The 17,161-nt window shown below is 66.7% G+C and carries 19 protein-coding genes; all 19 read left to right on the top strand.

The genetic code is table 11. The features are described from left to right. Positions 1 to 80: 80 nt before the first annotated feature. Positions 81 to 719 (top strand): ParA family partition ATPase, encoded by a 639-nt coding sequence (parA, locus tag RCF49_RS12450; protein ID WP_342640204.1) that lies wholly within the window; start codon positions 81 to 83, stop codon positions 717 to 719. Further along, the gene (locus RCF49_RS12455; protein ID WP_342640205.1) at positions 716 to 970 is read left to right on the top strand and encodes a ribbon-helix-helix protein; all 255 of its coding nucleotides are present in this window, start codon (positions 716 to 718) and stop codon (positions 968 to 970) included. The genes parA and RCF49_RS12455 overlap by 4 nt, the downstream gene beginning before the upstream one ends. Beyond that, entirely contained in the window at positions 967 to 1,476 is a 510-nt protein-coding gene (locus RCF49_RS12460) for a DUF2840 domain-containing protein (RefSeq protein WP_342640206.1), read from the top strand. The genes RCF49_RS12455 and RCF49_RS12460 overlap by 4 nt, the downstream gene beginning before the upstream one ends. Continuing rightward, the gene (locus RCF49_RS12465) at positions 1,473 to 2,018 is read left to right on the top strand and encodes a S26 family signal peptidase (protein ID WP_342640207.1); all 546 of its coding nucleotides are present in this window, start codon (positions 1,473 to 1,475) and stop codon (positions 2,016 to 2,018) included. The genes RCF49_RS12460 and RCF49_RS12465 overlap by 4 nt, the downstream gene beginning before the upstream one ends. A gap of 45 nt (positions 2,019 to 2,063) precedes the next feature. Beyond that, a complete protein-coding gene (locus RCF49_RS12470) occupies positions 2,064 to 2,399 on the top strand; it encodes a DUF736 domain-containing protein (RefSeq protein ID WP_342640208.1) in 336 nt (111 codons plus the stop codon). Positions 2,400 to 2,454: 55 nt separating this feature from the next. After that, entirely contained in the window at positions 2,455 to 3,180 is a 726-nt protein-coding gene (locus RCF49_RS12475; protein ID WP_432807282.1) for a lytic transglycosylase domain-containing protein, read from the top strand. Positions 3,181 to 3,424: 244 nt separating this feature from the next. Next, positions 3,425 to 5,164 carry a relaxase/mobilization nuclease domain-containing protein gene (locus RCF49_RS12480; protein ID WP_342640210.1) on the top strand — a complete coding sequence of 580 codons (1,740 nt, stop codon included), beginning with the start codon at positions 3,425 to 3,427 and terminating at the stop codon, positions 5,162 to 5,164. 28 nt (positions 5,165 to 5,192) lie between these two features. After that, positions 5,193 to 7,178, top strand: coding sequence for a conjugal transfer protein TraG (locus RCF49_RS12485; RefSeq protein WP_342640211.1), 1,986 nt, complete (start codon positions 5,193 to 5,195; stop codon positions 7,176 to 7,178). Between the two features lie 4 nt (positions 7,179 to 7,182). After that, positions 7,183 to 7,617 (top strand): CopG family transcriptional regulator, encoded by a 435-nt coding sequence (locus RCF49_RS12490; protein WP_342640212.1) that lies wholly within the window; start codon positions 7,183 to 7,185, stop codon positions 7,615 to 7,617. A 216-nt stretch (positions 7,618 to 7,833) separates the two neighbouring features. Then, positions 7,834 to 8,769, top strand: a complete 936-nt coding sequence (gene trbB / locus RCF49_RS12495; RefSeq protein WP_432807400.1) for a P-type conjugative transfer ATPase TrbB — start codon at positions 7,834 to 7,836, stop codon at positions 8,767 to 8,769. Next, entirely contained in the window at positions 8,766 to 9,125 is a 360-nt protein-coding gene (locus RCF49_RS12500; RefSeq protein ID WP_342640214.1) for a TrbC/VirB2 family protein, read from the top strand. The genes trbB and RCF49_RS12500 overlap by 4 nt, the downstream gene beginning before the upstream one ends. Continuing rightward, a complete protein-coding gene (locus RCF49_RS12505) occupies positions 9,122 to 9,403 on the top strand; it encodes a VirB3 family type IV secretion system protein (RefSeq protein WP_325680009.1) in 282 nt (93 codons plus the stop codon). Before RCF49_RS12500 ends, RCF49_RS12505 begins: the two co-directional genes overlap by 4 nt. A gap of 8 nt (positions 9,404 to 9,411) precedes the next feature. Then, positions 9,412 to 11,850 (top strand): conjugal transfer protein TrbE, encoded by a 2,439-nt coding sequence (gene trbE, locus RCF49_RS12510; protein WP_342640215.1) that lies wholly within the window; start codon positions 9,412 to 9,414, stop codon positions 11,848 to 11,850. Beyond that, positions 11,847 to 12,608, top strand: a complete 762-nt coding sequence (gene trbJ / locus RCF49_RS12515; RefSeq protein WP_342640216.1) for a P-type conjugative transfer protein TrbJ — start codon at positions 11,847 to 11,849, stop codon at positions 12,606 to 12,608. The genes trbE and trbJ overlap by 4 nt, the downstream gene beginning before the upstream one ends. 10 nt (positions 12,609 to 12,618) lie before the next feature. Continuing rightward, positions 12,619 to 12,954 carry a putative entry exclusion protein TrbK-alt gene (gene trbK-alt, locus RCF49_RS12520; protein ID WP_342640217.1) on the top strand — a complete coding sequence of 112 codons (336 nt, stop codon included), beginning with the start codon at positions 12,619 to 12,621 and terminating at the stop codon, positions 12,952 to 12,954. Positions 12,955 to 12,958: 4 nt separating this feature from the next. Continuing rightward, positions 12,959 to 14,299, top strand: coding sequence for a P-type conjugative transfer protein TrbL (gene trbL, locus RCF49_RS12525; RefSeq protein WP_342640218.1), 1,341 nt, complete (start codon positions 12,959 to 12,961; stop codon positions 14,297 to 14,299). Further along, a complete protein-coding gene (gene trbF, locus RCF49_RS12530) occupies positions 14,299 to 14,979 on the top strand; it encodes a conjugal transfer protein TrbF (RefSeq protein ID WP_342644192.1) in 681 nt (226 codons plus the stop codon). Before trbL ends, trbF begins: the two co-directional genes overlap by 1 nt. After that, a complete protein-coding gene (gene trbG / locus RCF49_RS12535) occupies positions 14,980 to 15,957 on the top strand; it encodes a P-type conjugative transfer protein TrbG (protein ID WP_342640219.1) in 978 nt (325 codons plus the stop codon). It abuts the gene before it with no gap. Continuing rightward, positions 15,957 to 17,159 carry a TrbI/VirB10 family protein gene (locus RCF49_RS12540; protein ID WP_342640220.1) on the top strand — a complete coding sequence of 401 codons (1,203 nt, stop codon included), beginning with the start codon at positions 15,957 to 15,959 and terminating at the stop codon, positions 17,157 to 17,159. The genes trbG and RCF49_RS12540 overlap by 1 nt, the downstream gene beginning before the upstream one ends. Positions 17,160 to 17,161: the final 2 nt, after the last annotated feature.

Consider the following 17,161-nt stretch of genomic DNA (forward strand, 5'->3'; position numbering starts at 1 on the left):
CAAGATTCCTTCGGAATCTTTCTAACGGCCGTCCCGCACTCCACACCTGTGCATGAGTGCCGCCGCCGGCGAGCCGCGCCATGATCGTCGCGATGCTCAACCAAAAAGGTGGCGTCGGCAAGACCACGCTCGCGCTCCATCTCGCCGGTGAGTGGGCGAGACGCGGCCAGCGTGTGACGCTCATCGACGCAGACCCGCAAGGCTCAGCGCTCGACTGGTCGCAGCAGCGCGCGCGCGAAAGCCTTCCACGCCTGTTCGGCATCCTCGGCCTGGCGCGCGACACGCTCCACCGTGAGGCGCCCGACCTCGCGCGCAATGTCCATCACATCGTCATCGATGGTCCGCCACGCGTCGCCGGACTGATGCGTTCGGCGCTGCTGGCGGCTGACGTCATCCTGATTCCGGTGCAGCCATCCCCGTTCGACGGCTGGGGTTCGGCCGAGATGCTGGCGTTGCTGAGTGAAGCGCGCGTCTATCGTCCGCAGCTCGTCGCCCGCTTCGTTCTCAATCGGTGCGGCGCGCGCACCGTCATCGCGCGCGAGACGGCGCTGACGTTCGCCGATCACGATCCGCCGCTGCTTGCATCCAAGATCGGTCAGCGCGTCGCCTTTGCCGACGCCGCCCAATCCGGGCGTCTCGTCTGGGAAGCACACAAGGCAAGTCCGGCGGCGCGCGAGATCGCCGCCCTCGCCGCCGAGGTCGGGAGGTTGGCGCGATGACGCAGCGCTCCTCCAAACGCGCCTTCATCGCGCGGCCGGCCGATCCCGAACGCTGGATCAAGGCGCCGGAGCCGCGCTCCAGCGGCAACAGCGACGCGGCCGCGTTCACCGCGCGGCTGACGATCGACATCACGCCTGAGCTGCGCGGCCGCATCAAGGTCGTCGCCTTTCAGCGCGGCCTGACCGTCGCGGACATGCTGCGCGACCTGCTCGCCCGCGAATTCCCTGTAGCCGACGGAGACCTGCCATGAACGGTGCCTCCCACCTGCGTCTCGTGCCGCCGCCGCTTCCCGTCGACGGCCTGACGCGCGTCGAACTGACGTGGATCGAGAAGAAGGTCGAATACTGGATCCGCTTCGGCAAGGAGAAGGAGGAGCAGATCCTCGACCGGCGCCGCCGCACTCTCAGCTTCGCGTCGAACAGCATCTTCGCCCTCGTGCGCTGGGCGTCGAACCACCACGGCACGGTCATCTCGCGCATCGACATCGTGCGCGCGATCACACCGGGCGAGCATTTCCAGACGCTTCCGTTCGTGCGGCCGGGCGGCGACATCTTGCTCAAGATGGAGGGCTGGACGAAGGTCGAGCGCGTCCTCCAGATCATCGATGCCATCGAGGCGATCGGCATCGATCCGGCCGAGGTATCGCCGCATCACTGGCGGCACGTCCACAACCGCCTGACCGCCGGCCAGGAGCCGCGCAGCTACACGGTCGAGCAGCATCGGGCGATCCTTCTGCGGCGGAGCGTCGAGCCGTGACGCGCTTCGGCTACGTCATGACGACGTACTTCACCGTGATGGTGGTTGGCGTCCTTTCCTTCCTTCCGATGGCGCCGAAGCTCATCTGGAATGCATCGGCCAGCGTGCCGCTCGGCCTCTATTCCATCGAGCCGGCTCGTCACCTCGAAGTCACCGACCTCGTCGCTGTCGCGACCCCCGAACCGCTCGCCTCCTTCATGGCCGAGCGTCGCTATCTGCCGCGCGGCGTGCCGCTGATGAAACGCGTCGCCGCCCTTTCGGGCCAACGCGTTTGTCGCGACGGGGCGCATATCACGGTTGACGGCATCGACATGGGGAACGCGTTGGCGCGCGACCGCGCCGGCCGCGCGCTGCCGTCGTGGCACGGCTGCCGCCGCATCGGCGACGGCGAGGTCTTCCTCATGAACTGGGCCGCTTCCGACAGCATGGACGGCCGCTACTTCGGCCCGCTCTCCACGAACACAATCATCGGCCGCGCAGTCCCGCTGTGGACCGACGAGGAAGGGAACGGCCAATTCGAATGGCGCGCCGCAACGCGGTGACGGCGCACCGAGCACACCCTCTTCACCGCACACAAGGAGCTTTCAATGCCACAGATCGGAGAGTTCACACGCACCAAGAACGGCTATACCGGCCATGTCCGCACGCTCGCAGTGAACAGCGAGATGGTGCTGATTCCGGCCGAACATTCGGATGCCGAGAATGCGCCGGACTATCGCGTCCATCTCGGCGACAGCAACGGCCCCGAGATCGGCGCCGGCTGGAAGCGCACCGGCGAAAAGGCCGGCGACTATGTCTCCGTCCAGATCGACGACCCGACGCTAGGCCAGCCGATCCGCGCCAACCTGTTTCAGTCGGGCGACGCAAAGTCCGTCTGGGGTTTGCACTGGAATCGTCCCCAGAAGCGGCCCGAGCGGGATTGAGGCGATGCTCATCTGCTCGACATCGCGGAGACGGAGTGGGGCCGCCGGGCGACGCTTGCTCGCCCGGCGTCTTCCCGCTCTTCTCCTTTCCGGCCTGCTGATCGTCGGCCCGTTCACTGGCGCCGCATATGCGCAGAACGCGCCTGCCGTGCGTCCGCAGCGCGCGCAGCCGATCGCCGACTACATCGCGGAAGCCGCGCGGCGGTTCGGCGTGCCCGTCTCCTGGATACGGGCGGTCATGGGCGCCGAAAGCGCCGGCGATACGCGCGCCGTATCGCGCAAGGGCGCGATCGGCCTGATGCAGATCATGCCCGACACGTGGTCGGAGCTGCGCGCCCGTTACGGCCTCGGTCGCGATCCTTTCGATCCGCACGACAACGTGCTGGCCGGCGCGGCGTACCTGCGCGAGATGCACGACCGCTACGGATCGGCGGGCTTCCTGGCGGCCTACAACGCCGGCCCCCAGCGGTATGAGGAATACCTCGCGGGCGTTCGCGCGCTGCCGGCCGAAACGCGCGCCTATGTCGCAGCGGTGGCGCCCCTTATTGGGACGGAACCGCTGGAAAGCAGCATTCCGATTCCGACTGCTGATCCGCTCGCGTGGAGACGCTCACCACTGTTCGTCGTGCGCGCGAACGGCAGCGCAAATGCAGGATCACCGCAAGAACAGCGTGTGCCCGGTGACGATACGATGACACCGCGAGCGCGTGACGCTGCATCGCTTTCACCGCGCTCCTCCAGCCTCTTCGTCGCGCAAGCGAGTCCGGACCCGCAGAAATGACGCGTCCGTTGCCCAATCGCGGTGTAGCGAACCCCAGCGTACAGGAGCGTGTGCAGAGGCGAGACAGCGCAACCACAACCGCACGATGGCAGGATAAAGGGGCGCGATGTGCGCGCCATGACGGTTGTGCTTTTTCAATAGGTTATATGCCGAAACCGCGAGGTGCGCCGTCCCGGCGCAGCCTGCGGCTTCGGCACTTTCTCAATGAATTCCTCGCCTTGGCGCGATGTGCGAGACCACGGCCATGAGCGCCGAAGACGGCTTCCGCATTCGGCCCGGCCGCATCCGCTCCACCCGCGCGCAGCGGGCGCGGCCCTTCATCGCGCAGGCGCTTGCCGCCGCTCAGCGGGCGGGCGGCTCCGTCTCCCGTAAGGGGACGATCGGCCCCGGCCATCGTTCGCGCTTCGGCCGGGGCCAGCGCGCGTCGGTGCAGGCCAACCGGCTCATTACTTCGCGCTCGCGCGGCGCCGTAGTGAAGGCGCGCGTCGTCCGTCACACCGCGCGCGGCGCGCCTCTTGCCACGCATCTCGGCTACCTGCAGCGCGAGGGCGTCACCCGGGATGGGGAGCGGGCGCGGCTCTTTGGTTCCGGCACCGACGAGGCCAACCCCAAGGCCTTTGCCGATCGGTGTGCGGACGACCGCCATCATTTCCGCTTCATCGTCTCGCCGGACGACGCGATCGAGATGTCCGACCTCAAGCAGTTTACGCGCGAGCTCGTCGGCCAGATGGAGAAGGATCTCGGCACCAGGCTGGACTGGGTCGCCGCCGATCACTGGAACACCGAGCATCCGCATGTCCACCTGATCGTTCGCGGCGTCCGTGACGATGGCGAGAACCTCGTCATCTCTCGCGACTATATCAAGGAAGGCATGCGCGACCGCGCGCGTGACCTCATTACCCAGGAGCTCGGCCCGCGCACGGATCACGACATCCGCACCACGCTAGAGCGCCAGATCGATGCCGAGCGATGGACGAATCTCGACCGTCAGCTCGCGCGCGATGCTCATCGGACTGGTGTGATCGACCTTGCGCCGCACGCGGACCGCCAGCCCGACGAATTCCACGCGCTGAAGGTCGGACGCCTGCGCAAGCTCGAGGCCCTTGGCCTCGCCGATCAGGTCGGGTCAGGCCAATGGGTTCTCTCTGATGGGACCGAGAAAAGTCTGCGCGAGCTCGGCGAGCGCGGCGACATTATCAAGCGGATACATCACGGTCTCGCGGAGCGCAGCCTCGAACGCAGTGCGGCGAGCTACGTGCTGGCCGGTGAAAGCCTGGACGAGCCGATCGTCGGACGCTTGCTGGCGCGAGGGCTCGACGACGAGCTGAAAGGCAGCGCCTTCGCGATCGTCGACGGCGTCGATGGCCGCACCCACCACATTAAGCTCGCTGACCTCAATGCCGCCGGAGATTCCGCGCCCGGCTCGATCGTCGAGCTGCGCCGGTTCGACGACGCCCAAGGCCGGCGGCGTGTCGCGCTTGCTGTGCGATCGGATCTTCCCCTCGAGCAGCAGATCACGGCGACGGGGGCCACCTGGCTCGACCGCCAGGCTATCGCACGCGAACCGGTGCCGCTCGGTGGCGGAGGTTTCGGCGCTGAGGTCCGTGACGCGCTTGACCTCCGCGCGGAGCATCTCATCGGCCAGGGCTTAGCCGAGCGGCAAAGCCACGGCGTCAGCTTCAGCCGCAACCTGATCGAGACACTGCGGCGTCGCGAGCTCGACGCGCTGCGTGAACGTCTAACGGTCGAGACCGGCCAAGCGGCCGTGAAGGCTGGCACCGGCGAATACGTCGCCGGCACCTATCGCCGCCGCTTCGATCTCGCCTCCGGCCGGTTCGCCATGCTCGACGATGGCCTTGGCTTCCAGCTCGTGCCGTGGTCGCCGTCCCTCGAACAGCACCTCGGCCGTCATGTCTCCGGCGTCACGCGCGGGGACGGCGGGATCGATTGGAGCTTCGGGCGCAAGCGAGGAATCGGCCTGTGACAAAGCCATTTGACAAGGAGCGCGGGTGATGTCCGCAACAAAGATTCTCTGGGGCCAGATCCTCGTCGTCGCGCTGATCATCCTCGCCAGGTCGTGGGGTGCGACCGAGTGGACCGCGTGGCGACTGGGCTTCCAGGCGCAACTCGGTGAGCCTTGGTTCACCATCCTGGGATGGCCCGTCTATTATCCGCCGTCATTCTACATGTGGTGGATCGTCTACGACGCTTACGCGCCGGCGATTTTCGTGGAAGGCGGCTACATCGCGGCGTCGGGCGGCTTCATCGCGATCGCAGTCGCAATCGCGATGTCAGTGTGGCGGGCGCGTGAAGCCAAGAACGTCGACACCTACGGCTCCGCCCGGTGGGCCCGGCACGATGAAGTGGAGGCCGCAGACCTTCTAGGCCCCGACGGCGTGGTGCTCGGCAAGCTCGGCCATGACTATCTCCGGCACGACGGCCCCGAGCACGTCCTCTGTTTTGCCCCGACCAGGAGCGGCAAAGGTGTGGGTTTGGTCATTCCCTCGCTACTCACTTGGCCCGGCAGCGCCATCGTGCACGACATCAAAGGCGAGAACTGGCAGCTCACGTCGGGATTTCGCGCCCAGCACGGACGCGTGCTGCTGTTCGATCCCACGAACGCCAAGTCATCGGGGTACAACCCGCTGCTCGAAGTGCGGCGCGGGGAATGGGAAGTCCGGGACGTCCAGAATATTGCCGACATCCTCGTCGATCCGGAAGGCTCACTAGAAAAGCGGAACCATTGGGAGAAGACCTCGCATGCGCTGCTCGTCGGCGCCATCCTCCACGTGCTCTACGCCGAGGCAGACAAGACGCTCGCCGGCGTCGCCTCCTTCCTGTCTGATCCGCGCCGCCCGATCGAGTCGACGCTCGCCGCGATGATGAAAACTCCGCATCTTGGGGAAGCTGGACCACACCCCGTCATCGCGAGCGCGGCGCGCGAGCTGCTCAACAAGTCGGACAACGAGCGCAGCGGCGTGCTGAGTACGGCCATGTCGTTTCTCGGCCTCTATCGCGATCCTGTTGTTGCCGCCGTCACGCGCCGCTGCGACTGGCGCATCACCGATGTCGTCGGGGGAGCTCGGCCGACGACGCTCTACCTCGTCGTGCCGCCGTCGGATATTGCGCGTACCAAGCCTCTGATCCGTCTAATCCTCAACCAGATCGGACGGCGCCTAACGGAAGATCTCCATGCGAAGTCGCGACGCCACCGCCTGCTTCTCATGCTCGACGAGTTCCCCGCGCTCGGCCGCCTCGACTTCTTCGAGAGCGCGCTGGCGTTCATGGCCGGCTATGGACTGAAGGCGTTCCTGATCGCCCAAAGCCTCAACCAGATCGAGAAGGCCTACGGCCCGAACAATTCGATCCTCGACAACTGTCACGTCCGAGTCTCGTTCGCCACCAACGACGAAAGAACCGCCAAGCGGGTCAGCGATGCGCTCGGCACCGCCACTGAGCTCCGCGCGATGCGCAACTATGCCGGTCACCGGCTGAGCCCCTGGCTCGGGCACCTGATGGTGTCGCGCTCCGAGACGGCCCGGCCGCTGCTTACGCCGGGCGAGATCATGCAACTCCCGCCGACGGACGAGATCGTCATGGTCGCGGGAACGCCGCCCGTGCGCGCCACGAAAGCGCGCTATTTCGAGGACCATAGATTTCAGGCGCGCATCCTTCCGCCGCCAGTGCTGAAGGCAACGGAACACCAGCAGCCGAATGACTGGACCGGCAGGCCTCTGCCACCGCCACCTTCTCAGGAGGCCACACCACCGGTGAGCCTCATGGACGGTGAAGATCCGACCGGCTCCGAGAAGCGTCGCCAGCCGGAGCTCAATCGCGTGGCGCCCATCGAGAAGAAGCCGCCGATCGACAACGAGTTTGAGATCGACCCAAACGATAACGAGCCGGACGATGCCGCTCGGCTGAGCCGCATGAACCGTCTCGTACAGCGTATTGCACGCCAAGTCTCGCTCGACCCCAACGATGGCATGGAGCTGTAGGCCCGTGCCGAATCCGAGCAAGAAGCAGCGGCTTTCCGTCTACCTTGAGCCCGCCGTGACAAAGGCGCTGGCTGAGTACGCTGCGCGCCGTGCCCAATCGCGTTCTCTCATCGCCGAGGCGGCCATTGCATCCTTCCTGTCGCCCGACGCCGTCGAGCGCCAGGAGGCAGCATTCACCAAGCGGCTCGACCAGCTGGACCGGCGCATAGCGCGCCTGGAGCGCGACCTCGGCATCGCCGTCGAGACGCTCGCGGTCTTTGTCCGCTTCTGGCTGACCACCAACCCTCCACTGCCCGAGCCCGCGCAGGCCGCTGCACGCGCCCAGGCTGGCGAACGCTACGACGCCTTCGTCGCCGCGCTCGGCCGGCGACTCGCCAAGGGCCCAAAGCTCCGCCAGGAAATCTCCGAGGATGTTCCGGCCAACGCGAGTAGCGAATAGGCGCGATCAGGCCGCTCGCAAGCCGTCATCGACTTCGCCGTCTCCCTGTATTTCTACGCCACACTACGACGACCCCATCAGGGTTGTTGCGCCCCCCATTTTCTGCCTCTTCTACTCATCCCCGATCCAGGGCCGCACGTGAGCGGTCCCGCACAGAACGGGGACGAAGTGGCAGTGTCATTCCAAGAATCCGAGGCGGTCCTTCGCGGCACACGGATGCTGCGCACGGCCCTCGGCCCGGCCATCGCCGCTTTCCTGGAAGACCTGTCGATCGTCGAGGTGATGCTCAACCCCGACGGGCGGCTCTGGATCGACCGGCTCTCGGAGGGGCTGGCCGACACGGGTGAGCGCTTGTCACCCGCAGATGGTGAGCGGATCATTCGGCTCGTCGCTCATCACGTCGGCGCCGAGGTTCACGCCGGAAGCCCCCGCGTGTCGGCGGAGCTGCCCGGAACGGGAGAGCGCTTCGAGGGCCTGCTGCCGCCGGTGGTGGCCGCCCCGGCGTTTGCGATCCGCAAACCCGCTGTCGCCGTGTTCACGCTGCAGGACTATGTGGCCGCTGCGATCATGACGGCCGACCAGGCGGAATTGCTTCGCCGCGCGGTCGCCGATCGCCGCAACATCCTTGTCGCTGGCGGAACGAGCACCGGCAAGACCACGCTCACCAACGCGCTCCTCGCTGAGGTGTCAAAATCGGCCGATCGCGTCGTCCTCATCGAGGACACACGCGAGCTTCAGTGCGCCGCGCCCAATCTTGTCGCCCTGCGCACCAAGGACGGCGTCGCCACACTGTCCGATCTGGTGCGCTCTTCTCTGCGCCTGCGGCCCGACCGCATCCCCATTGGTGAGGTGCGCGGCGCCGAGGCACTCGACCTTCTGAAAGCTTGGGGCACCGGCCATCCCGGAGGAATCGGCACCATTCACGCAGGCACCGCCATCGGTGCGCTGCGCCGCCTCGAGCAACTCATCCAGGAAGCCGTGATCACGGTCCCGCGCGCACTGATTGCCGAGACCATCGATCTCGTCGCCGTTCTGAGCGGCCGCGGCGCGTCCCGCCGTCTTGCCGAACTCGCGCGCGTCGAAGGCCTTGGACCAAGCGGCGACTACCGCATCACCCCCGCAACAGCAGGCACAGCAGGAGACCACGCATGACCTCGGCTCGACAGCCATCATTCGAGCAACGCCTATTCGCCGGCCCGATTCTCGATCGGATCGGCACCATTGGTCTGACGGCCGCAGGGTTTCTCTACGCTGCGCCAGCCTATGCCAGCGGCTCGTCCATGCCCTGGGAACAACCGCTTCAGCAGATCCTGCAATCGATCGAAGGTCCGGTGGCGAAGGTCATTGCGGTGATCATCATCATCGTCACCGGCCTAACGCTCGCCTTTGGCGACACCAGCGGCGGCTTCCGCAGGCTGGTGCAGATCGTGTTCGGCCTATCCATCGCGTTTGCCGCGAGTTCGTTCTTCCTGAGCTTCTTCAGCTTCGGCGGCGGAGCGCTGGTATGACCACGGCTGTCATCGACGGCGCCGAAGTACCTGGCTTCTCAGTGCCGGTGCATCGGGCGCTGACCGAACACATCCTCCTCGGCGGTGCGCCGCGCTCGATTGCCATCCTCAACGGTACGCTCGCCGCCGCGCTCGGACTCGGGCTGCGGCTCTGGCTCGTCGGCCTCGGCCTCTGGGCCGTTGGCCACTTCGCGGCCGTCTGGGCGGCGAAGCGCGACCCGATGTTCGTCGAGGTGACGCGCCGGCATCTGCGCATTCCGGGCTTCATGGGCGCGTGAGGCGGCCGATGATGAACCTCGCAGAATATCGCCGCACGTCCTCGCGCCTCGCCGACTTCCTGCCCTGGGCAGCGCTCGTCGGAGAGGGCGTCGTCCTCAACAAGGATGGTAGCTTCCAGCGGACGGCACGCTTTCGCGGCCCCGATCTCGACTCCGCCGTGCAGGCCGAGCTGGTAGCGGTTGCCGGCCGCCTCAACAACGCGTTCCGGCGGCTCGGGTCGGGCTGGGCGATCTTCGTGGAAGCCCAGCGCCACGGCGTCGGCGCCTATCCATCGAGCCGCTTCCCGGATGCCGCGTCTGCCCTGGTCGACGCGGAGCGCAGGGCGGACTTCGAGGAAGCGGCCGCGCATTTCGAATCGAGCTACTTCCTCACGTTCACTTACCTGCCGCCGGCCGAAGACGCCGCCCGAGCCGAGAGCTGGCTCTACGAGGGCAAGGCCGACCGCAGCGTCGATCCCTACGAGGTCCTGCGCGGCTTCATCGATCGCACCGACCGCGTTCTCCAGCTCATCGAAGCCTTCATGCCCGAATGCGCCTGGCTCGATGACGGCGAGACACTGACCTACCTGCATTCCTGCATTTCGACCAGGCGGCATCGCGTACGGGTGCCCGAGACGCCAATGTATCTCGACGCGCTGCTGGCCGACCAGCCCCTCGCGGGAGGCCTCGAGCCGCGCCTCGGCCAAGCACACCTTCGTGTCCTGACGATCGTCGGCTTTCCGAGCGCCACGACGCCGGGACTCCTCGACGATCTCAATCGGCTCGCCTTCAGCTATCGGTGGAGCACGCGCGCCATCCTGCTCGACAAGACCGACGCGACCAAGCTGCTGACGAAGATCAGGCGGCAGTGGTTCGCCAAGCGCAAGAGCATCGCAGCGATCCTGAAGGAGGTGATGACCAACGAGACATCCGCTCTCGTTGACACCGATGCCGCAAACAAGGCGGCCGACGCCGATCTCGCACTGCAGGAGCTGGGCGCTGATTACGCCGGCGAGGCCTACGTCACCGCGACGGTGACGGTCTGGGACAACGACCCCCGCATTGCTGCCGAGAAGCTGCGGCTGGCCGAGAAGGTCGTGCAAGGCCGCGACTTCACCGCGGTGCCCGAGACGATCAATTGCGTCGATGCGTGGCTCGGCTCGCTGCCGGGGCACGTCTACGGGAACGTGCGGCAGCCGCCGATCTCGACGCTCAATCTCGCCCACATGATCCCGCTTTCGGCGGTGTGGGCGGGGCCGGAACGGGATGAGCACTTTGGTGCGCCCCCCTTGCTGTTCGGCAAGACCGAGGGGTCCACCCCGTTCCGGTTCTCTTTGCATGTCGGCGACGTCGGCCACACGCTCGTCGTCGGCCCGACCGGCGCCGGCAAGTCCGTGCTGCTGGCACTGATGGCGCTTCAGTTCCGGCGCTATTCGAACTCGCAGGTCTTCGCCTTCGACTTCGGCGGTTCAATTCGCGCCGCGGCGCTCGCGATGGGAGGCGACTGGCACGATCTCGGCGGCGGCCTGACGGAAGGATCAACTGAGAGCGTTTCGCTGCAGCCGCTCGCCGGCATCCATCATGTGCCCGAACGGGCCTGGGCCGCCGACTGGATCGTCGCGATCCTGATGCGCGAGGGCGTGGCGATCACCCCCGAAGTCAAGGAGCATCTCTGGACCGCGCTGAGCTCGCTTTCGAGCGCCCCCGTGGTCGAGCGCACGATCACCGGTCTCGCGGTCCTCCTGCAATCCAACGATCTCAAGCAGGCGCTCCGGCCATTCTGTGTCGGGGGGGCCTATGGCCGCCTGCTCGACGCCGAGCACGAGCATCTCGGCGAAGCAGCAGTCCAGTCCTTCGAGACCGAAGGCCTTATCGGGACGGATGCCGCCCCGGCCGTGCTCGCCTATCTGTTCCACCGCATCGAGGATCGCCTCGACGGGCGGCCCACCCTGCTGATCGTCGACGAAGGCTGGCTGGCGCTCGACGACGAAGGCTTCGCCGGCCAGCTCAGAGAATGGCTGAAGACGCTCCGGAAGAAAAACGCCAGCGTCGTCTTCGCCACGCAGTCCCTCTCCGACATCGACAATTCGGCAATAGCCCCGGCCATCATCGAGAGCTGTCCGACGCGGCTGCTGCTCCCGAATGAGCGCGCGATCGAGCCGCAGATCACCGCGATCTACCGCAGGTTCGGCTTGAACGATCGCCAGATCGAGATTCTGGCGCGGGCCATGCCAAAGCGCGACTACTACTGCCAATCCCGGCGCGGCAACCGGCTGTTCGAGCTCGGTCTCTCTGACGTCGCCCTCGCGCTGTGCGCCGCGTCCTCCAAGACCGACCAGGCCGCGATCGACCGCATCGTAGCCGAGAACGGCCGCGACGGCTTTCTGCCGGCATGGCTGCGCCACCGGGGCGTCGCCTGGGCAGCCGACCTCATCCCGAACCTCACTAACCTGGAGACACCATCATGATTGTCCGTCGCGCCCGCGCCGCGCTTCTTGCCGCAGCTCTTTCGCTTCCGCTTTCGTTTTCGCCCGTCCTGGTCGCGCCGGCGTCGGCGCAGTGGATCGTCTACGACCCGACCAATTATGCCCAGAACGTGCTGCAGGCGGCGCGCGCCCTCGAGCAGATCAACAACCAGATCACCTCGCTTCAGAACGAGGCGCAGATGCTGATCAATCAGGCGCGCAATCTCGCAAGCCTGCCGTATTCATCGCTGCAGCGCCTTCAGCAGTCGATCCAGCGCACGCAGCAGCTCCTCGGCCAGGCGCAGAACATCGCCTTCGACGTGCAGCAGGTCGACCGCGCCTTTCAGACCACCTACAGCAGCGCCTCGCTCTCAGCATCGGATCAGCAGCTCATCGCGGACGCGCGCACGCGCTGGCAGAACACGGTCGGAGGCCTTCAGGACGCCATGCGTGTCCAGGCCGGCGTCGTCGGCAACATCGACACGAACCGGACAGAGATGTCGGCGCTGGTCGGCCAGAGCCAGGGCGCAACTGGCGCGCTGCAGGCGGCACAAGCCGGCAACCAGATCCTCGCGCTGCAGGCGCAGCAGCTCGCAGACCTCACGGCTGTCGTCGCGGCCGACGGACGCGCACGCGCGCTGGCCGACGCTGAGCGCGCTGCGGCCGCCGAGCAGGGGCGCGAACAGCGCCGGCGCTTCCTGACGCTTGGCCGCGGCTATCAGCCGGGCAACGCCCGGATGTTCCCGAGCAGCGGCAACTGAGAGAGCTGCAGTGGATTCCAAGCTTTTCGCCCGGATCGGCGCCGTCGCGTTCGTCGCGGTCGCGATCGCCGCGACAGTCATCGAGCTGACCCGGAAGGAAGAGCGGGCCGAGATCATGTCGGCGCGGCCGGCCGTGACGGACACTGAGGATCCGCTGCGAGCCGAGCTGTTCCGATGCCAGAGCCTCGGAGAAGCGGGGCCGCGCGACCCGGCGTGCCTGCGCGCCTGGGCGGAGAGCCGCCGGCGCTTCCTGATGCCGCGTACCACGTTTCCGACGAGCCGGCCGGGTGTGAGCCGGCCCACCAGCGAGACGCGCGGCGAAGTGGCCGCACCGAACGACGAGTAGCACCATGGGCGGCACGGGCGTCATCGACCATTTTCTCGAGGTCTTCACCCGCTACATCGACAGCGGCTTCGGATTACTTGGCGGGGAAGTCGCGTTCATCGCGACCACGCTGATCGTGATCGACGTTACGCTTGCCGCGCTCTTCTGGAGCTGGGGCGCCGACGACGACATCCTCGCCCGCTTGGTCAAGAAAACCTTATTCGTCGGCGTGTTCGCCTACCTCATCTCCAACTGGAACAACCTCGCGCGGATCATCTTCGAGTCCTTCGCCGGCCTGGGGCTGAAGGCGAGCGGGACGGGCTTCACCACCGCCGATCTTCTGCGCCCGGGCAAGGTCGCGCAGACCGGCCTCGATGCTGGCAGGCCGCTCCTCGACTCGATCAGCGGCCTCATGGGCTACTGGTCGTTCTTCGAGAACTTCATCCAGATCGCCTGCCTTTTCCTGGCCTGGGCGCTCGTCCTGCTCGCATTCTTCATCCTCGCGGTCCAGCTCTTCGTTACGCTGATCGAATTCAAATTGTCGACCTTGGCGGGCTTCGTCCTCATCCCGTTCGGGCTGTTTGGGCAGAGCGCGTTCATGGCCGAGCGCGTGCTCGGCAATGTGATCAGCTCTGGCATCAAAGTGTTGGTGCTCGCCGTCATCATCGGCATCGGCTCGACGCTGTTCTCCGAGTTCACGAGCGGCTTCGGCGGCGCCAGCCCGACCATCGACGATGCTATGGCGATCGTCCTGGCCGCGCTCTCGCTCCTCGGCCTCGGAATCTTCGGCCCCGGAATAGCCAATGGCCTGGTCAGCGGCGGACCGCAGCTCAGCGCCGGCGCGGCGGTCGGCACTGGCCTCGCCGCGGGCGGCGCGATGGTCGCCGCGGGTGCGGCCGGCGGACTCGCCTTGCGCGGTGGCGCGGCCGCGATCTCGGGCACTGCGGCCGCGGCGCGTGGCGGAGCGACGCTCGCGGGCGGCGCCACCACGGCCTACAGCCTCGGAGCCGCCGGACAGTCTGGCGCGGCCGGCGTCGCATCAGGGCTTGGAGGCGTCGCGCGTGCTGCTGGCGGCGCAGCCGCCTCGCCGCTTCGCCGGGCCGCGGACAGCATGAAGGAGAGCTTCTCTGCAGGTGGTCGTGCCGCCTTCGAGGCGACTGGAGGCACTTCAACGATGGGCACCATCGGCGGCGCCAACTCCGCTGCATCTGACAGCGCTGATACCCAAGAACCTCCCGCCTGGGCCCGCCGCATGAAGCGCTCGCAGCAATTCAATCACGGCGTCATGGCCACAGCACACGCGGTCCGCGCCGGTGACAGCCACGGCGGCGGCAGCTCCGTCAACCTCTCGCAGCGAGACCAATGATGTTCAAGCGACCCTCCACGCACTACGGCAAGACACCCGAGCCCGAGACGCCCTATCAGCGCGCAGCGCAGGTCTGGGACGAGCGCATTGGCTCGGCGCGTGTGCAGGCGAAGAACTGGCGGCTGATGGCTTTCGGCTCGTTGGCCTTGTCGGGCGCTTTCGCCGGCGCGCTGGTGTGGCAATCGGCGCGCGGGTCAATCGTGCCGTGGGTGGTTCAGGTCGACAACTTAGGCCAAGCCCAAGCCGTCGCGCCCGCGGTTTCCGATTATCGCCCGACCGATCCGCAGATCGCGTTCCATCTGGCGCGCTTCATCGAACAGGTCCGCTCGATCCCGGCTGATCCGATCGTCGTCCGGCAGAATTGGCTTCGCGCCTACGATTTCACGACCGACCGTGGCGCTGCGGCTCTGAACGACTACGCCCGCGCCAACGATCCCTTCACCAAGGTCGGCAAGCAGCAGGTCGCGGTCGACGTTTCGAGCGTCATTCGAGCGTCGCCCGACAGCTTCCGCGTGGCTTGGACCGAGCGGCGCTACGACAACGGCCAGCTCGCATCGACCGAACGTTGGACGGCCATCCTCACCATCGTGATGCAGCCGCCGCGTAACGCAGAGCGGCTGCGCGCCAATCCGCTGGGCATCTACGTCAATGCGATCAACTGGTCGCGGGAGCTTGGGTAAATGAATCGAGAGAACGCTCGTGCCGCAAAGCCGGCTTTCCGTAAATGCGCAATCCCCGCGGCGCTCCTGTCGGTCACGCTGCTGAGCGCATGCGCCACGCAGAGGCCGCCGCAGATCAGCTATGACTCCAATGTCCCACCATTGCCGGCCGTTCCAGCGGCAATCGTGGACGAGCGGCCGCGACCGCTGCACATTCCGCCGGCCTGGTCACCGAGTCACGGCGGCACGGCCGCCAATTCCCCGATGGCTCGCGTGACCAACGCCAATGCCGCCGCCCGCGTCGAGCCTCGCCGCGAGGGCTACTACAACGCCATCCAGATCTATCCATGGTCGGAAGGCGCGCTCTATCAGGTCTACACCTCGCCGGGACAGATCACGGACATTGCGCTTGAGCCTGGCGAGAGCCTGACGGGCGCCGGCCCGATCGCCGCCGGCGATACCGCCCGCTGGATCATCGGCGACACCGAAAGCGGATCGGGAATCACGCGCCGCGTCCATGTGCTCGTGAAGCCGACGCGCGCCGATATCACGACGAACTTGGTCATTACCACCGACCGCCGCATCTACATGCTCGAGCTGCGCGCCGGCGCAAACCCTTACATGCCGGCCGTGGCATGGGCCTATCCGCAACCTCCAGCATCGCAGCGTCAGGGTGTTCCAGCGACGCCGGTCATCCCCGCCGCCGCGGCGCGCAACTATCGCTACGCCTTGACCGGCGACAATCCTCCCTGGCGGCCGACCGCCGTCTATGACGATGGACGGCGGGTCTACATCGAATTCCCGCGCGGCATCGTCCAGGGCGAGATGCCGCCGGTCTTTGTCATCGGGTCGGAAGGCGAGCCCCAGATCGTCAACAGCCGCATCTACCAGAACATCCTGATCGTCGACCGCCTCTTCGGTGCAGCGGAGCTTCGGCTCGGCAGCGGTGACCACCAGCAAACGGTCCGGATCTCGCGCAGTGACGGGAGACCATCTTAATGACTGAATTCGACAATCCCGGCCGCGGCGCTGAGATAGAGGAGCGCCCGACTGACTCCGCAACGCCCATGCGGCTGCGCGGTGATCCGCCTCGCGTCACCAGGCTGTCCCGCAAAGCTCTGGCTGGGATCGCCCTAGTTGCGTCGATCGGCCTTGGCGGCGCGCTGATCTACGCGCTCCAGACCCGCAACGCCGGACCTCGGAACGAGGAGCTCTATTCCACCACCAATAGGCCTACTGCGGATGGGCTTGCCGGTCTCCCGCGCGACTATACCGGCCCACGGCTTGGACCGCCGCTGCCGGGCGACCTAGGCCGACCTATCCTGAACGCCCAGGATCGCGGACAACCCGTCGTGCCGCCAACCGTCCAGCCGACCGTGGACCCGGCGGAGCAGCGTCGTCTCGCCGAGCAGGAGGCCGCGCGAACGAGCCGTGTCTTCTTCCAGACCGAGGCGCGGACGCTTGCGGCTTCACCTGCACCCGGCGCCGCTCTCGCCAACGCGAACCTGACCGGCCTTGGGATTCCCGGGCAATTCAACACGCCCACCGCTCAAGAGCGCGCGCAGGATCGGCAACTCGCCTTCCTCAATGCCGCCGCTGATCGCCGCACTGTCGCCCAGGATCGCGTCATGCCGCCAGCGTCACCCTACGTTCTGCAAGCCGGCGCCGTTATTCCGGCCGCGCTAATCACCGGCATTCGCTCCGATCTACCCGGACAGATCACCGCACAGGTGACCGAGAACATCTACGACAGCCCGACCGGCCGCCTGCTCCTCGTGCCCCAAGGCACCCGCATCATCGGCCAGTATGACAGCGCTGTGCAGTTCGGCCAGCGCCGGGTGCTGCTCGTGTGGAATCGCCTGATCTTCCCCAACGGCCGCTCGATCGTCCTCGAGCGCCAGCCGGGGGCGGACGCGGCAGGATATGCGGGCCTCGAGGATGGCGTCGACTATCACTGGTGGGACCTCGCCAAGGCAGCCGGCCTCTCCACGCTACTCAGCGTAGGCGCCGAACTGGCAATTAACGATGACGATCGCCTGCTCCGCGCCATCCGCAATGGCGGCCAGGACACGATCAATGATGCGGGTCAAGAAATCATCCGCAGGCAGTTGAACGTCGCGCCGACGCTGACCATCCGGCCCGGCTTCCCGGTCCGCGTGATCGTCACCCGCGACCTCGTGCTCGAACCATATCGAGGATAGCG

Origin of the sequence: Rhodoligotrophos sp. CJ14 (assembly GCF_038811545.1) — a bacterium.
GTDB lineage: Bacteria > Pseudomonadota > Alphaproteobacteria > Rhizobiales > Im1 > Rhodoligotrophos > Rhodoligotrophos ferricapiens.

Coding starts and splice junctions, on each gene's coding strand:
- trbF (WP_342644192.1), top strand. CDS start 14,299: ATGTTCAAGCGACCCTCCACGCACTACGGCAAGACACCCGAGCCCGAG.
- RCF49_RS12485 (WP_342640211.1), top strand. CDS start 5,193: ATGTCCGCAACAAAGATTCTCTGGGGCCAGATCCTCGTCGTCGCGCTG.
- parA (WP_342640204.1), top strand. CDS start 81: ATGATCGTCGCGATGCTCAACCAAAAAGGTGGCGTCGGCAAGACCACG.
- trbL (WP_342640218.1), top strand. CDS start 12,959: ATGGGCGGCACGGGCGTCATCGACCATTTTCTCGAGGTCTTCACCCGC.
- RCF49_RS12470 (WP_342640208.1), top strand. CDS start 2,064: ATGCCACAGATCGGAGAGTTCACACGCACCAAGAACGGCTATACCGGC.
- RCF49_RS12540 (WP_342640220.1), top strand. CDS start 15,957: ATGACTGAATTCGACAATCCCGGCCGCGGCGCTGAGATAGAGGAGCGC.
- RCF49_RS12500 (WP_342640214.1), top strand. CDS start 8,766: ATGACCTCGGCTCGACAGCCATCATTCGAGCAACGCCTATTCGCCGGC.
- trbB (WP_432807400.1), top strand. CDS start 7,834: ATGCTGCGCACGGCCCTCGGCCCGGCCATCGCCGCTTTCCTGGAAGAC.
- trbE (WP_342640215.1), top strand. CDS start 9,412: ATGATGAACCTCGCAGAATATCGCCGCACGTCCTCGCGCCTCGCCGAC.
- trbG (WP_342640219.1), top strand. CDS start 14,980: ATGAATCGAGAGAACGCTCGTGCCGCAAAGCCGGCTTTCCGTAAATGC.
- RCF49_RS12480 (WP_342640210.1), top strand. CDS start 3,425: ATGAGCGCCGAAGACGGCTTCCGCATTCGGCCCGGCCGCATCCGCTCC.
- RCF49_RS12505 (WP_325680009.1), top strand. CDS start 9,122: ATGACCACGGCTGTCATCGACGGCGCCGAAGTACCTGGCTTCTCAGTG.
- RCF49_RS12460 (WP_342640206.1), top strand. CDS start 967: ATGAACGGTGCCTCCCACCTGCGTCTCGTGCCGCCGCCGCTTCCCGTC.
- trbJ (WP_342640216.1), top strand. CDS start 11,847: ATGATTGTCCGTCGCGCCCGCGCCGCGCTTCTTGCCGCAGCTCTTTCG.
- RCF49_RS12455 (WP_342640205.1), top strand. CDS start 716: ATGACGCAGCGCTCCTCCAAACGCGCCTTCATCGCGCGGCCGGCCGAT.